Origin of the sequence: Streptomyces glaucus, assembly GCF_039533365.1 — a bacterium.
Classification (GTDB): domain Bacteria; phylum Actinomycetota; class Actinomycetes; order Streptomycetales; family Streptomycetaceae; genus Streptomyces; species Streptomyces glaucus.
In genome coordinates this window covers 1-14,409 of sequence record NZ_BAAATK010000090.1, presented here as the reverse complement: position 1 = coordinate 14,409, position 14,409 = coordinate 1, and the positions used below count along the sequence as shown (strand labels likewise).

The following is a 14,409-nucleotide window of genomic DNA, read 5'->3' as shown; positions in this document are numbered from 1 at the left end:
CCGGTCACGAGCCGCAGCAGCCGCCCGCCGGAGCCTCCGGGGCGGTCGCCGCCGCCGCGGCGGGCGAGCCGGGGCGCAGGAGCCGCGGCGCGGGCGCCGCGCAGCAACCGCTCTCGGCCCGCTGTGCGCCGGGGGCGTCGAACAGGCCCGGGCCGCCGCAGACCCCGGTCTCGGGGAGGGCGAGCTCGACGCGGTCGGCGGCCTCGGTGTCGCCGGCGACGGCCGCGGCGACGGAGCGGACCTGCTCGTACCCGGTCATGGCCAGGAAGGTGGGGGCGCGCCCGTAGGACTTCGCGCCGACCAGGTAGACGCCCCGCTCGGGGTGGGAGAGCTCGCGGTGGCCGTGCGGGCGGACGGTGCCGCAGGAGTGCCGGTTGGGGTCGATCAGCGGGGCGAGGGCGGCCGGGGCCTGGAGGCGCTCGTCCAGGTGCAGGCGGACCTCGGACAGGAAGGACAGGTCGGGCCGGAACCCGGTCAGCACGATCGCTTCGTCGACCGGGTCCAGGCGGCGCCCGTCCTCGCCCGCCAGGACCAGGCGGCCGTCGGCGGTGCGCTCGATCGCCTCGGTGCGGAAGCCGGTGACCGCGTCCGCGCAGCCGTCGTCGACGGCGGCCTTCGCGGCGAGCCCGAGGGCGCCGCGGGCGGGGAGCCGGTCGGCCTCGCCGCCCCCGAAGGTGGAACCGGACAGGCCGCGGCGCAGGATCCACACCGCCTTCGTGCCCGCGCCGTCGTCGGACCGCGCCAGGCCGGCCAGACCGGCGAGGGCGGTGAAGGCGGAGGCGCCGGATCCGACGACCGCGGTGCGGCGCCCGGCGTACCGGGCGCGGACGGCCGGGTCCGCCAGGTCCGGGACGCGGTAGACGATCCGGTCGGCCGCGGCCTTCTCGCCGAGGGCGGGCAGGCCGCTGCCGCCGGCCGGGGACGGGGTGCCCCAGGTGCCGGAGGCGTCGACGACCGCGCGGGCGAAGACGCGCTCCTCCCGGCCGTCGGCGTGGGCGACGTGCACGACGAGGGGCTGGGTCTCGCGGCCGGCGTCGACGACCCGGTCCCGGCCGGCGCGCGAGACACCGGTGACCCGGACGCCCAGCCGTACGCGGTCGCCGAGGACGTCGGCGAGCGGCTGCAGGTAGAACTCGGCCCAGTCCCCGCCGGAGGGGTGGGCGGCCGGGTCGGGCCGCGTCCAGCCGGCCGGGGCGAGGAGCTTCTCGGCGGCCGGGTCGACGACCTCGCCCCAAGGGGAGAACAGGCGCACGTGCGACCACTCGCGCACCGCGGCGCCGGCGGCCGGACCGGCCTCCAGGACGAGGGGCGCGATGCCCCGGCCGACCAGGTGGGCGGCGGCGGCCAGGCCGGTGGGCCCGGCTCCGATCACGACGACGGGCAGGTGGGTGGCGGGCGCGTTCACGGCGACTCCTTGCGTGTTTCGACATTCGTCGATGTCTTGCGCGGCAAGCATGGCACCTGTATCGATGAGCGTCAACATAGACGTATGTCGAAATGCGAGGGGTGGTCGAGGGGCGCCGTCGTCGTCGCGGCAGGCCGGTCCCGGCCCCGCACCGCCCACGCGCTGCCGCCCCACCGGCTGCCGCGGTGGTCGGCGCGCCGGGCCCCGAGAGGTTCGCCGGAGCGAGATCCGCGGCCGGGCGGGCGCGGAGGGCCGGTGCCACGGGTGGGAGCGCCGGCCACGGAGTGACGCCGAGCGGCTGCGCCACGCCGTTCGGCCTACATGTCGCCGCCGCTCGCTGCCCCGCCCCGCCGCATGATGTAACAGTCTGTCTATGGACTTGTCACGCAATGTCACAGCAATCGGTGCTCGCGGCGGCCGCCGCCGCGGATCCGCCGCCGTCCCCGTCGCCCTGATGACCGCGGTACTGCTGGGCGTCACGGGCAGTGCGCAGGCCCGGCCGTCGGTTCCGTCCGGGGTGGACTGGGACGCCATCGCCGCCTGCGAGTCCGGCGGCAACTGGAAGGCGAACACCGGCAACGGCCACTACGGCGGCCTGCAGTTCACCCGCTCCAGCTGGGTGGCGGCCGGCGGCCTCAAGTACGCCCCGCGCGCCGACCTGGCCACCCGCAAGGAACAGATCAAGGTGGCCAAGCGCCTGGCCGCGCTGCAGGGCATGTCGGCCTGGACCTGTGCGTGACAGCCGGAGCCGCTCCGGGCCGCCCGGCCCGCTCCGCCGCCGTCACGCCTCCGGTTCCTCGCGGACCGGGTGCCCGGACGCGCTCGACCAGCCCCCGGCCGACCGGCCGGAGCCCGGCCCGTACCCCGTGGGAACCGCGGCGTGGCGGGCCCCGTCGGCGCGCAGCCGCGTCCGCGGGCCCGCCGTGGCCGCCGCCGAGGGAGACGTCCGGCTGCGGCCACCGCGGGCCCGCCGCCCGGGTGGTCCGGGCGGCGGGCCCGTCGAGGCCGGGAAGCCGGCGGCGGCCGATGCCCGGGTCGGCCGCCGGCCCACGGCGCGTCGGACGGTTACGGGCGCGGGCCGAGCCGGCGAGGAGCACGGGACCGCCGGCGCGCTCCAGCGGTCCCGTGCCGCCGTACGGGTCGCACTGCTCCGTCCGCCTGGGCGGGCGAGCACGGGAGACGCCGGCCCCGGCGGCGGGGGCGATCGGCCGGATGCGGCACCGCTCGACGAGCCCTCGGCGCGCGGCCCCCGGCACGTGCCGGGGCGTTCGCGGGTGTCAGCGGAGTGCCTCGCCGCTCCGGCCGGCCGTGATCGCACCGCGCAGGGGGAGCGCGATCAGCAGTGCCACGGCGACCAGGAGGCCGCTCGCCCAGAGCGGACCGAGGTCCCCGGCCCGTGTGCCGAGGGTGGTCGCGGCGACGAGGGGCCCGGCGGCGGCGCCGACGTTGAGTGCCGCGGTCGCGCAGGAGCCGGCCAGGGTGGGGGCTCCCGACGCCTCGTACAGGATCCGCGTGATCAGCGTGCTGCCCAGCGCGAACGACAGCGCGCCCTGGACGAACACGAGGGTGAGCAGAGCGGCCGGCCGGTCGGCCAGCACCGCCAGGGCGGGCCAGCCGACGAGAAGCAGCGGACCGCCGACCGCGACGACCGAGCCGGGGCGCCGGTCGGACAGCCGGCCGGCGACGGTGACCCCGGCGAAGGAACCGGTGCCGAAGAGCACCAGGGCGACCGGGACCCACAGCTCGCCCAGCCCGGCGGTGCCGGTCACGACGGGGGAGAGGAAGGTGAAGCCGGCGAAGGTCGCCCCGTTCACCAGCGCCCCGAGCAGCATGGCCAGGAGCAGCCGCGGCCTCTTCAGCCGGGCGAGTTCCGCTCGCAGGGCCGGCCCGCCGGCCGCGTCCTGCCGCACGCGACGCCCCGGGACTCCGGCGAAGACGCCGACGGCCGCGGGCAGGCAGAGAGCGGCGACGGCCCAGAACGTGGCCCGCCAGCCGAGCAGCGTGCCGAGCGCCGATCCTGCGGGGACCCCGGCGACCGTGGCCACCGTGGTGCCCGACAGCAGCACCGCGAGCGCGCGTCCCTTCGCGTCGGAAGGGACCAGTGCGGCGGCGGTCGTCAGCGCCACGGCGAGGAACCCGGCGTTCGCCGACGCCGCGACCACCCGGGTCGCGAACAGGACCGGGAAGCTCGAGGTGACGGCCCCCACGGCATGGGCGGCTGAGAAGACGAGGACGAACCCGAGCAGGCTGGACCGTCCGGGCCGGCTGCGGGCAAGTCCGGCCGTCAGCGGCGCACCGACGATCATCCCGATCGCGAAGGCCGTGGTGAGCGTGCCCGCCGTCCCGACCGTGACGTCGAGGTCCGAGGCGATGTCCGGCAGGAGACCGGCGAGCATGAATTCGGAGGTGCCCATGGCGAAGACCGCCAGGGCGAGCAGATACAGCGGGAAAGGCATCGAGTGGCTCCGAGGTGAGGAGAAGCACGACAGGGTCGTCCCGTCACCGCGGTCGGCACCCCGGGGCGCACCCGCCCGGCCGCGGTGCGCGGCGGGGCGGCAGGACCACGAACTCGGCTGGTCTCAGTGGGTCAGGGGGCTGACGGCGTGACCGAAAGCCCCCACCTCGGCTGACTCAGGACTCGACACGGCCCGCACGCTACCCGACCGACGCCCCTCGGGGCACCCCGGTTTCGCGGCCGCCGGCACGGGCCGTCGACGTCATTCCCCCGCCGGCACCCGGCGCCGGCCGGTACGGTAGCGCCTTTGCGGGATCCCGGCCGTCCGGTCCCCGCGACGCCGGCCGCCGGCCGCCGGCCGGGGGCGAGCCGGTGCGCCGCGGCCGCGCTCCTCGAACCGGCCCGCTGTCGACGACCGGCGCCGGACGCCCCCCACGTGGGCTCCGCGGCCGTGCAGGCGATGTCGCCGCGCCGCTCGGCGTTCGGGCACGGCGGGGCCGGTGAGGGCCCGCCGTGCCTGTGCGGCCGGCGTCCGGCAGGCCCCGGCCGGGACCCGCCGTCACCGGCCCACGGGATCGCCCTCGGCGCCGTCGTCCCGCGTGCGCAGCGTCATGTGGCCGCCGTGGTGCAGCGGCGTGCTCAACCGCACACGGGCCGCCTCGTGGCCCGTGTGCGCGTCGACGACGTGGACTTCGCCGTGGCCGCCGCGGGTGACGGCGACCCAGTCGGAGCCCGGTGAGGCGGCCACCGCCCGGCGCTGGACGCCCTCCCAGGGGGTGCCGCCGCGACGCGGGGCGCCCTCCATGGCGGGCAGGGGCAGGCGGCGGACGGCGTCGTCGGGGCCCAGGAGGATCAGCTCGTCGCCGTCGGGATGGAGGCGGGTGAAGGCGGTGTGGTGCCGGGCGAGGGCCAGCCGGAAGACCAGGCCGGGACCGAGTTCGGTGCGGAGCGTGCGGCCCGTCCCCAGGTCGTGGCGCCAGGCCTGGTTGGTCCACTCCGGCCATCGCAGCGGGTCCGGGGGGCCGCCGCGCAGCGTGCTCCACAGGGCTTGCCGGCGGGTGTCGAGGCGCAGGTACCAGCCGCGGGCGGGCGATCCCCAGGGGATCACCGCCTCGGCCACGAGCGCGTCGCCCTTCCTCCGGGCCCGGTGCACTCCCGCGCCGGTGGCCGCGAACACGTGTCCCGAGCCGGGGGCCTGCGCGTCCCCGTGCCCGTCGTCGGGCAGCGGCAGGAGCGCGTGCGGGGTGACCGCGGGGCAGCCGGGCGGTGCCCCGAGGAGGTCCGCGAACCGGTGGACGGCCAGCGCGCCGGGTTCCCGGTGCCGCAGCACGACCAGCGGGTCGCCGCCGCCCAGCACCGTCACGCCCGGCTCGCCGGCGCGCGTGCGCACCCGGGCGGTGTCCTGCGTGGCCAGGTCGACGACCGTCAGCAGGTCCGACCACGGCTCGGTGTTCCTGCCCAGGCCGGTCGTGACGGCCAGCAGGCGGCCGGAGGGGTCGCAGGCGAGGTGTTCGGCCGGCACGGCGACCGGGACCGCGAGTTCCACGAGCTCGTCGCCGAAGGGGTCGAGCACCAGCACCTCCCCCCGGCGGTCGTCGACGCAGGCCACTCGCCCGCTCGGCAGCGCGAGGAACCCCGCGTGCTCCGAGAGGTGACGACCGGTCAGGCGCCCCGTGACGGTGCCGTCCGGCACGGTCAGCACGTGGAGGGATCCGTTCACGTGGTCGGAGACGAGCAGCAGGGCAGCGGCAGCGGGCATGGGGTCCTCCGGAAAACGGCCTGGTGAAAACGATTATCATGTATGTTCAGTGCGTTCCGGGTCCCCGAGAAGAAGCGAGGGCATCAATGCTGCGCTCACCGTCGAGATTCGTCCGCGGCTGGATTGCCGCGGCGGTGGTGGGTTCCGTCCTGGCCGGCTGCGGTTCGTCGCCCGACGAGCCCGCGAGCGACCAGGCCGGGCCCGCCGCGAAGACCGAGGTCACCGTCGAACCCATCAAGGCCGCGACGGAGTTGACCGACGTGAACGGCGTGAAGATCTCCCTGGACGGGAAACCGGAGCGGATCGTCTGCCTGTTCGCGCTCTGCGACGACATCCTGACCGAGCTGGGCATCGTCCCGACGGCCACGAACAGCACGCTGCTCGCCCACCCCGCCTTCCTGGGGGAGGAGAAGGCGAAGGAGGTCGACGTCGTCCCCGGCGGGTTCATCGCCCCGGAGGTGGAGGCGATCCTCTCCCACAAGCCCGACCTCGTGATCGGCCTGGGGGACACCCACGGCAAGCTCGCCCCGGCACTGAAGGGCGCCACCACCTTCTGGGCCATGCAGCCCGAGACGTGGCAGGACAGCGTGGGCTACCTCCGCGACGTCGCCGCGCTCACCGGCCGCACCGCCGAGGGGGAGAAGGCCGAGAAGACCTTCCGGACCAAGCTCGCCGCGGCCGAGAAGGCCCCGAGCGACAGGACCGCCCTCGTCATCTACGGCAGTGACGAGAACTTCGGCGTCGCCACCCCGGAGGCCGACGTGGCCGCCAGCCTGTTCCCCCGGATCGCCGACTACCCCTGGAAGTCCCGCGGCGTGGAGGGCAGTTACAGCCTGGAGGAAATCCTCGCCCAGGACGTCGACGTGCTCTTCGTCGAGACGATGAGCTTCGGCGACGCGGACGGCAAACTCTCGCGGAAGCTGGCGGAGAACCCCCTGTGGAGCAAGATCCCGGCGGTGCGCAACGGCGACGTCCACGAAGTGGACCCGGAGGTGTGGGCCAAGGGGCGCGGTACCCGTTCGCTGGGCATCGTCCTCGACGAGGCCACGGCCGCGCTGCGGTGAGGGCGCCCTCACCGGCGCTCTCCCCGGCGCCCGCCGCGGCACAGGGCACGGCGGGGGGCGCGCGGCGGCCCGCGCGTCGTGCACGGGGGTGGCAGCCACTCCTGATGGTCGTCCTGCTGGTCGTCTCGTCGGTCTGCACACTGAGTCTCGGCACCCCCCACGTCCCGCCGCACCGGCTCGCCGGCGCGGTGCTGGACGGGGACACCACGCTCGCCGGGATCGTCGTCACCGAACTCCGCGTACCCCGCCTGGTGCTGGCGCTCGTCGCCGGCGCCTGCCTGGGGGCGGCGGGACTGGTGCTCCAGGAGGCGCTGCGCAACCCCCTGGCGGTGCCGGAGATGCTGGGGGTGTCGTCCGGAGCCGCGCTGGGGGTGGCCGCGCCGCTGGTGCTGACGCTGTCGCTGCCCGCCGCCGTCCAGCCCCTGCTGGCCATCGGGGGCGCCGTGCTCGGCGGCGGGCTCACGCTGCTCGCCGCGGGGCTGGGCCGCGGTCCGTCCGCCGTGCTGCTGACCGGCGCCGCGGTCGCGGCCGCGTTGCAGGCCGCGCTGCTCGTCCTGATGGTCATGGCCGACCAGCTCGACCTCCAGCTGATCTACCGTTACCTGCTCGGCTCCCTCTCCGCCCGGACCTGGGACGACGTCGCGGGCCTGTGGCCGTGGCTGCTCGTCGCGGCCCCCGCCCTCGTGCTGTGCGCGCCGGTGCTCTCGGTGATGCGGCTGGGCGACGAGGACGCCGAGACGCTGGGCGTGCGCGCCCAGCGGGCACGGCTGGCCGCGCTGGCCATCGCCGTGGTGCTGATCGCCCCCGTGACGGCCGTGTGCGGGCCCGTCGCGTGGGTGGGTTTCCTCGCCCCGCACCTGGCCCGGCGGTTCAACCCCGCGGCGGGGGCGGTGCGCTGGCTGTCCTGGTCCGCCGCGTGGGGTGCCGTGGTCGTCGCCGTCGCCGATGTGCCGGCCCGGCTGGCGCTGGCGCCCGTGGAGACGCCGGTCGGTGCCTGGACGGCCCTGCTGGGCGTGCCGGCCGGGGTCGCCCTGACCCGGTCGGGCGGCCGCGGCCGGACCCGGCGCGGGACGGCGCCGCGGGACGCGCGGGCCGTGCCCCCCGGCGCCGTGGACGAGACCCCTCGCGCCGGGGCGCCGCGAAACGCCCGCCGGGACGGGTCCGGGGGCGGCCCCAGCGGGGTCCTCCCCGTCCCCGGTGGGACGACCGGGGACGGGGAGGACGTACGGTGAGCCGGCGTTTCGCGGTGCTCGCGGTCCTGGCCGTCGTGTGCGCCGGAGTGGAACTGCTGGCCGGGCCCGGCATGTCCCCGGGCGTGGTCCGGGACGTCCTGGCCGGTGGCGGTGACGCGACGGAACGCCACATCCTCCTGCAACTGCGCCTGCCCCGGATGCTCGTGGCCCTCGGCGCGGGCGCGTGCCTGGCCGTGGCGGGGCTGGTCCTGCAGTCCGCGCTGCGCAACCCCCTCGCCGGGCCCGAGGTGACGGGCGTGACCCCCGGGGCGGTGCTCGGGGCCGTCACCGCGACGGCCCTGGGACTCGCCGGGTGGGACTCGCCCCTGGCCGTCGTCCTCGCCGCGTGCGCGGGCGGGTGCGGGGGAGCGGCGCTGCTGTGGCTGCTCGCCGGCCGCGGCCGCGGCGATCCGGCGCAGACCGCCGTGCACGGGGTGCTGGTGTCGGCGGTGCTCGGCGGGCTCACCGCCATGGTGCTCCTCGTGGAGCCGGGTGAACTCGGCAGCGTCGTCCAGTGGCTGGTGGGCACCACGGAGGGCCGGGTGTGGCAGCACTGGCACCTGCTGTGGCCGTGGGCACTGGCCTGGGGTGCCGCGGCCTGGCTGCTGGCGGGTCCGCTGACCCTGCTGCGCTGCGGGGACGGCATCGCCGCCGCGGCCGGCCTGGCCGCCGGACGGGCCCGCGGTCTGGCCCTGCTGTGCGCGGTGGCCCTCACCGCGGGCGCGGTGGCCGCCGTCGGGGCGCTGGGCTTCGTGGGACTGCTCGTCCCGCACCTGGCCGTGGCCGTCTTCGGCGCGGACCTGCGCGTCGGTCTGCCCGGCGCCGCCCTGGTGGGCGCGGTCGTGGTGTGCGGGGCGGACGCGGTGGCGCAGCTGTCCTCGCGGCTGTCGGCGGCGGTGCTGGGCTCCGGACAGCTCACGCTGCCGGTCGGGGCGCTCACCGCCTGCCTGGGCGCCGCGCTGCTCCTGGTCGTCGTGCGCCGCGCGCCGAACCGAACGTTCTGAAGTCGACTTAAGGACAGAGCATGACCGAGTCCGTGGGGATCCACGTCGAGGGGGTCCACTTCGGCTACCCCGCACGTCCTGTGCTGCGGGGCGTCGACATGACCGTCCGGCCGGGCGAGCTGACCGCCCTCATCGGCCTCAACGGCTGCGGGAAATCGACCCTGTTGCGGCTGGCCGCCGGGCTGCTGCGGCCGGACCGGGGGCGCGTACTGCTCGGCGGGGACGACCTGGCCCGGCTCTCCCGGCGCGCCACGGCCCGGAAGGTGGCGCTGCTGCACCAGTCCGCGCCCGCCGTACCGGGCATGACGGTGCGTCACCTGGTCCGGCAGGGGCGGTACGCGGCGCGTGGCCCGCTGGGCATGCTGCGCGAGGGCGACGACCCCGTCGTGCGCCGGGCGCTGCGCGACGTCGGTGTGGAGCGGTGGGCCGACCGCGAGGTCGACGCGCTGTCCGGGGGCGAGCGGCAACGGGTGCGGCTCGCGATGGCGCTCGCCCAGGACACCCGCGTCCTGCTGCTCGACGAACCGACCACCTACCTGGACCTGCATCACCAGCTCGACGTGCTGCAGACGGTGGTCCGCCTGCGCGAGGAGCGCGGGCTCACCGTGGTGATGGTGCTGCACGACCTGGCCCACGCGGCCCGGTTCGCCGAACGCGTCGTCGCCCTGCGCGAGGGCCGGGTGGTGGCCGACGGGGCGCCGAAGGAGGTGGTCACGCCGGGGCTGCTGGCGGACGTGCTGAAGGTGGCCGGCCGGGTCGGCCGGGATCCGGAGGGAGGCTGGCCGGTGTGTTACCCGGATCACCCTCTCCCCGACTTGGAATATGAAAATCAGATTCATTAAGGTGCTGTCGTGGCGCTCACCCGAACGCCGCTTCTCCCTGACGAAAAAGGAGAGTTCATGGACAACGAGCAGGTCTTCGCGCCGATCGCCGACCCGGGCCAGCTGGCCCACGACTCGGCCTCCCACTCCAACGCGCTCGTCGAGAACCCCTTCGAGGACACCGAGGAGTAAGCGGGGGGCCCAGCCCCCTGGACCGTGGGTCCGCCCGTTGCCTTCCGGGCGGGCCCACACCCGTCCCCAGCCCCGCCGTCAGGAGGATCGCCGTGTCCCGCAGTCAGCTCGCACCCGGTGTCGAGGTCGTCGCCGTGCCCGGCCGGGGGCTCGCCGTCCGCACCGCCGAAGGGGAGTTCCTCAGCGTCCGGACCGGGGGCGCGGACGAGGACGCCCTGCTCTCCCTGCTCTCCGGCGCGACCGCGGCCCCGGCGGACGAGGAACTGGACCGCCTCGTCCGGGCGTTCGAGCAGGCCGGTCACCTGACCGACGGGCCGCGGCGCCCGGAGTGGCCCGCCGCCCGCCGGGACATCCGGCTGCTGGGCGACCCGGTACTGACCGGACCGCTCGCCGCGCAACTGACCGCCCTGGGCGCCCGGCCGCGCGCGACGCCGGCGGCGGCCGTGTCCGAGGCGTCACCGGACCGCCTCGACGACCTGCTGCACGAAGACCCCGCCGCCGTCGTGTGGTGCCTCGACGGACCCGTGCCCGACGGGCTGTGGGACGCCGCCGACCGGCTGCCCGAGCGCGGCGTCGCCTGGCTGCGCTGCCACCGCGAGGGCTGGCAGGCCTACGTCGAGCCCCTCGCCGCCGCTCCCGGAGACGTCACCTCGGCCCACGTCCGGGCCCGCCGGCTCGCCGCCACCCCCGCCCACCGCGAACTGGCCGCCTACTGGAGCGGGCCCCGCACGTCCGGCGCACCGGTCCGGCTCACCGTTCCCGCCGCCGCACTGCTCGCGGCCCTGCTCGCCGACGATCTCAGCCGGTGGGCCACCGGCGCCCCCGACACCGGCGGCGTCCCCGCGCGGCGCCGGCTCCGGCGCGTCGACCTGCGCACCCTGACCGTCACCGAGCATCCCGTCCTGCCGGTGCCCGAGGTCGTCCCGATGCCGAAGAAGGACGCATGACGCCCTTCAGCACGGCTGTCGGAGGCCTCGCCACGGACGTCCGCCTCCCCGACGGCGACGGCCCCTTCCCCGCCGTCCTCGTCCGCACCCCCTACGACCGCGCACGGCACCGGGCCGAGGCGCGCGGCTGGGCCCGCCGCGGGTTCGCCGCCGTCGTCCAGGACGTACGGGGCCGGTTCGCGTCGCCGGGCGAGTGGCACCCGTACCGGAACGAGGCCGCCGACGGAGCGGCGGCCGCCCGCTGGATCCGGCGGCAACCGTGGAGCGACGGCCGGGTGGTGGCCGTCGGCGCCTCCTACGCCGCCCACTGCGCCCTCGTCCTCGCCCTCGACGCGCCCGGGGACGCCCGGCCCGACGCCGTCCTCGCCGCCGTGCCCGCCCTCGGCGCCGCCGAGACGGCGCGCGAACCCTCCGGCGTGGAACGGCTGCTGGCCCGCGCCGGATGGTGGGCCGCCCACGGCGACCGGCGGGACTCCGACGAGAGCGCGCTGGAGAAGGCCCTCGCCGCGGATCCCGGTTTGCTCACCCACCTGCCGCTGACCGGCCTTCCCGAGCGGCTGGGCCGGAACCTGCCCTCCTGGGCGGGCCTGTGGCGGCAGCGCGACCGCGGCCGCCTGGTGTCGCGGGCGGCGCACGCCGCGACACCCCTGCTCGCGGTGGGCGGTCTGCACGACCACTTCACGGAGGACACCGTCGGGCTGTGGCGCGCCTGGGGCGGGCCCTCGGCGCGCCTGCTGCTGGGCCCCTGGGGACACGGCCTGGTCACCGCGCCCGGACCCGACGCCGGCCCCGCCCACCGGGTGGACCTCGGCGAGCTGTACGCGCGGTGGGCCCGCCGCGCCCTGGCCGGCGAGCTCACCGCCGGCCGGCACGGCGCGCTGGCGCTGGGCGGCGGCGACCTGTGGCTGCCCGCGGGCACCGACGGCGAGCCGCGCACCCAGCGGATGCGGCTGCTGCACGGCTCCGCCTTCAGCGCCGACCCCGGCCGTCCCGTCCGCTCGGACGACCTGACCGTCCCCGCCGGCGGGCCCCCCGACCGCTGCCTGCTGGTCACCCCGCCGCTGCCGCGCCCGCTCGACGTGGCCGGACCCGTACGGGTGCGGCTGCGGGCCACCGCCCACACCCCGTCCGCCGACTGGGCCGCCCGGCTCGTCGCCCTCACCCCCGAAGGGACGGCCGAGCGACTCGCCGTCGGCGTCGTCCGGCGCGCGGAACCGGCGGGCCGGGCGGCCGAGTTCACCGTCGGACTCGGCCGGCTCGCACGCCGGCTGCGGGCGGGCACCCGGCTCCGCCTGGAGATCGCCGGACACCATTTCCCGGCCCACGCCCGCAACCCCCACACCGGGGACGACCCGGTGACGGCCGTCCGGCTGCTCGCCTCCCGGCGGGAGGTCGACCCGCGGAGCGTGGCGCTGACGCTGCCCGTGCTCACGTCCCGCCCCACCCCCATCGATCCCGTCAAGGAGATCCTGCGATGACGGCGCTGCCGCTGGAAGTTCTCGTCGACCCCGTCTGCGGCATCGTCCGCAAGGTCAAGCCCGTCGAGCACCCCGCGGGCACCCCGCCCCGCTACACGGCGCTCACCGCCGAGATATCCGACGCCCGCAGACTCGGGCTGTGGCCCGCCGACCGGGTGTCCCTCGGCACCACCTTCGGCGACCCCGAACAGGCCCGCGTCGCCGCGATAGCGGAAGGGGCGGAACGGTACTGCGGCAACCGCGTGCCGCCGCCCGGCCACCCCGGCGCCCCCTTGCGCGCCACCGCCGCCGAGCTGGCCGAGAAGGGGATGCGGCTCTACGGCCCCGGCGACCTGCCCGCCTACGCGCAGTGGCAGTACGCCCGGGAGAAGTTCCCCTACCGCCCCTTCACCGCCGACACCCCGGCCCTGTGGACGCGCGGCACCGAGCGGCTGCCCGGCGGACGGACCGCCGAGGTCTGGGCGCCCGTCGCCCTCACCCACCTCAACTGGCGCCAGGGCGAGTTGCGCGCGCTGCCCCGCACCCACCACCTCAACTACGCCGGGATCGCCACCGGGCAGGGCTTCGACGACGCCGTCGAGCGCGCGCTGCTGGAGATCGTCGAACGCGACGCGCTGGAGCTGTGGTGGCACCTCGACGGCCCGGCCCGGGGCATCGACCCGGCCGGCGTGCCCGGCCTCGCCGACGACCTCGCCGGATCCGCGCTCGACGTCCGTCTCGTCGAGATGCCCTCGGAGTTCGCCCCCTGCGTGGCGGCCCTCGTGCACGACCCGCGGCTCGGCCTGTACGCCGCCGGGTTCGCCTGCCGGTACGACCCGGCCGAGGCCGCCCGCAAGGCCGTCCTCGAAGCGGTCCACACCTGGGTCTTCACCCAGGGCCTGACCGGCCCCGACGGCTGGGTGTTCCAGGCCGTCGAGGCCGGCCTGCTCGCCCGCGGCCTGTATCTGGACCACCGCGCCGACCGCCGTTACCTCGACGCCTGCGGCGAGCAGTTCGAGCACGTCCGGGACCTGGGCGCGCACGTACAGGTCTGGCTGGACGACCGGATGGCGGCCCAGGCCCGGCGGTTCACCGAACCCGCGCTCGGGACCGTGTCCGTCGACGCGGTCGAACCCGGCAGCCGGGACCGGCTGGAGCGCGCGCTCCACGAGGGCGGCCACCGCGTCATGACGTTCGACCTCACCACCGAGGACGTGGCCGAGACCCCGCTGCGGGTCGCCCGCGTCCTCGTCTCCGGACTCCTCCCCAACGCCCCCGCGGCCTTCGGGTACTTCGGCTGCCCGCGCCTGGCCGAGGCCGCCGTCGCACGCGGCTGGCGCACGACCGCGCCGACCGCGCCGGAGGACTTCACGCTGGCGCCCCCGCCCCACATGTGAGGACCGCCCCGTGGAACACACCCGCCAGGACCGCCCGGCGGACCTCGCCGCCGCCCTCGCCCGCGCCCGCTCCCCGGAACGGCCCGGACCGGACACGCCCGCCGGGCCCCCCGTCCGGGCCTGGCCGGGGCCGCCGCGCCCGCTCCCCGGGGCCGGCCCGGCGGACCTCGACCTCCAGGCCCTGCTGCGCCTCTCCCTGGCGGCCTCGGACGGTTCCGGACGCCTGCGCCCCGCACCCTCCGCCGGCGCACTGCACCCGGTGGACACCGAACTGGTCGTGGGAGCCGGCTGCTCCCTGCCGCCCGGCCGCTACGGCTACGACCCGCTGCGCCACCGTGTGCACCGCCTCGGCCCGCCCCCCGACGGCACGCCGCCGGGCGTGACCGCCGAACTCTCCGTCACCGCCCGGCGCACGGTCTCCCACTACGGCCACCGCGCCTGGCCGCTGCTGCTGCTGGACACCGGGCACGCCGCCGCGGCGCTGTTCCTCGCGGCCCGCGCGCTGGGCACGGGCGAGCCCGAGGTCCGGCTGGACGGACTCGCCGACAGCCCACTGGCCACGGTGCGCGTCGCCCCGCCCGCCGGACGGGGCCCGGCGCGCCCGCGGCCGCCGGCGGACGCGCCCGCCCCCGCCGAACTGCTGGCCCGCCGCAGCGCCCCGCCGCCGCTGCCGGGC

The 14,409-nt window shown here is 77.1% G+C and carries 13 protein-coding genes; 10 read left to right on the top strand and 3 right to left on the bottom strand.

Annotation, left to right across the window (positions count from 1 at the left end; all coding sequences use genetic code 11):
* Positions 1-4: 4 nt before the first annotated feature.
* Entirely contained in the window at positions 5-1,405 is a 1,401-nt protein-coding gene (locus ABD363_RS31540) for an NAD(P)-binding protein (protein ID WP_344609811.1), read from the bottom strand.
* Positions 1,406-1,859: 454 nt separating this feature from the next.
* Here ABD363_RS31540 and ABD363_RS31535 point away from each other — a divergent pair, with 454 nt between their 5' ends.
* Positions 1,860-2,144: a transglycosylase family protein gene (locus tag ABD363_RS31535; RefSeq protein WP_344609810.1), complete on the top strand. Its 285-nt coding sequence runs from the start codon at positions 1,860-1,862 to the stop codon at positions 2,142-2,144.
* A gap of 538 nt (positions 2,145-2,682) precedes the next feature.
* Here ABD363_RS31535 and ABD363_RS31530 read toward each other — a convergent pair.
* Both ABD363_RS31530 and ABD363_RS31525 read right to left on the bottom strand, forming a co-directional pair.
* Complete coding sequence (locus tag ABD363_RS31530; RefSeq protein WP_344609809.1) at positions 2,683-3,861, bottom strand: Cmx/CmrA family chloramphenicol efflux MFS transporter; 1,179 nt, start codon at positions 3,859-3,861, stop codon at positions 2,683-2,685.
* A gap of 558 nt (positions 3,862-4,419) precedes the next feature.
* Complete coding sequence (locus ABD363_RS31525) at positions 4,420-5,619, bottom strand: YncE family protein (RefSeq protein ID WP_344609808.1); 1,200 nt, start codon at positions 5,617-5,619, stop codon at positions 4,420-4,422.
* Positions 5,620-5,705: 86 nt separating this feature from the next.
* On the opposite strand from ABD363_RS31525, the gene ABD363_RS31520 reads away from it, so the two are divergent.
* The 9 genes from ABD363_RS31520 to ABD363_RS31480 form a co-directional block, all read left to right on the top strand.
* The gene (locus ABD363_RS31520) at positions 5,706-6,683 is read left to right on the top strand and encodes an ABC transporter substrate-binding protein (RefSeq protein ID WP_344609807.1); all 978 of its coding nucleotides are present in this window, start codon (positions 5,706-5,708) and stop codon (positions 6,681-6,683) included.
* Positions 6,684-6,787: 104 nt separating this feature from the next.
* Positions 6,788-7,915 carry a FecCD family ABC transporter permease gene (locus ABD363_RS31515; protein WP_344609806.1) on the top strand — a complete coding sequence of 376 codons (1,128 nt, stop codon included), beginning with the start codon at positions 6,788-6,790 and terminating at the stop codon, positions 7,913-7,915.
* A complete protein-coding gene (locus ABD363_RS31510) occupies positions 7,912-8,919 on the top strand; it encodes a FecCD family ABC transporter permease (RefSeq protein WP_344609804.1) in 1,008 nt (335 codons plus the stop codon). Before ABD363_RS31515 ends, ABD363_RS31510 begins: the two co-directional genes overlap by 4 nt.
* 20 nt (positions 8,920-8,939) lie before the next feature.
* Positions 8,940-9,761: an ABC transporter ATP-binding protein gene (locus ABD363_RS31505; RefSeq protein WP_344609802.1), complete on the top strand. Its 822-nt coding sequence runs from the start codon at positions 8,940-8,942 to the stop codon at positions 9,759-9,761.
* 57 nt (positions 9,762-9,818) lie between these two features.
* A complete protein-coding gene (gene amiA, locus ABD363_RS31500) occupies positions 9,819-9,932 on the top strand; it encodes a streptamidine family RiPP (RefSeq protein ID WP_241270818.1) in 114 nt (37 codons plus the stop codon).
* A 92-nt stretch (positions 9,933-10,024) separates the two neighbouring features.
* Entirely contained in the window at positions 10,025-10,879 is an 855-nt protein-coding gene (locus ABD363_RS31495) for a hypothetical protein (protein ID WP_344609800.1), read from the top strand.
* Positions 10,876-12,357, top strand: coding sequence for a CocE/NonD family hydrolase (locus ABD363_RS31490; RefSeq protein ID WP_344609798.1), 1,482 nt, complete (start codon positions 10,876-10,878; stop codon positions 12,355-12,357). The genes ABD363_RS31495 and ABD363_RS31490 overlap by 4 nt, the downstream gene beginning before the upstream one ends.
* On the top strand, positions 12,354-13,733 hold the full coding sequence (locus tag ABD363_RS31485) for a YcaO-like family protein (RefSeq protein ID WP_344609796.1): 1,380 nt from the start codon (positions 12,354-12,356) through the stop codon (positions 13,731-13,733). The genes ABD363_RS31490 and ABD363_RS31485 overlap by 4 nt, the downstream gene beginning before the upstream one ends.
* A gap of 10 nt (positions 13,734-13,743) precedes the next feature.
* On the top strand, positions 13,744-14,409 hold a 666-nt coding region (locus tag ABD363_RS31480; RefSeq protein WP_486388800.1), incomplete at its 3' end, for a nitroreductase family protein.

Bases quoted from the DNA above. Each gene is read 5' to 3' on its own strand.
- ABD363_RS31535 (WP_344609810.1), top strand. From the start codon at position 1,860: ATGACCGCGGTACTGCTGGGCGTCACGGGCAGTGCGCAGGCCCGGCCG.
- ABD363_RS31530 (WP_344609809.1), bottom strand. From the start codon at position 3,861: ATGCCTTTCCCGCTGTATCTGCTCGCCCTGGCGGTCTTCGCCATGGGC.
- ABD363_RS31525 (WP_344609808.1), bottom strand. From the start codon at position 5,619: ATGCCCGCTGCCGCTGCCCTGCTGCTCGTCTCCGACCACGTGAACGGA.
- ABD363_RS31520 (WP_344609807.1), top strand. From the start codon at position 5,706: ATGCTGCGCTCACCGTCGAGATTCGTCCGCGGCTGGATTGCCGCGGCG.
- ABD363_RS31515 (WP_344609806.1), top strand. From the start codon at position 6,788: ATGGTCGTCCTGCTGGTCGTCTCGTCGGTCTGCACACTGAGTCTCGGC.
- ABD363_RS31505 (WP_344609802.1), top strand. From the start codon at position 8,940: ATGACCGAGTCCGTGGGGATCCACGTCGAGGGGGTCCACTTCGGCTAC.
- amiA (WP_241270818.1), top strand. From the start codon at position 9,819: ATGGACAACGAGCAGGTCTTCGCGCCGATCGCCGACCCGGGCCAGCTG.
- ABD363_RS31490 (WP_344609798.1), top strand. From the start codon at position 10,876: ATGACGCCCTTCAGCACGGCTGTCGGAGGCCTCGCCACGGACGTCCGC.
- ABD363_RS31485 (WP_344609796.1), top strand. From the start codon at position 12,354: ATGACGGCGCTGCCGCTGGAAGTTCTCGTCGACCCCGTCTGCGGCATC.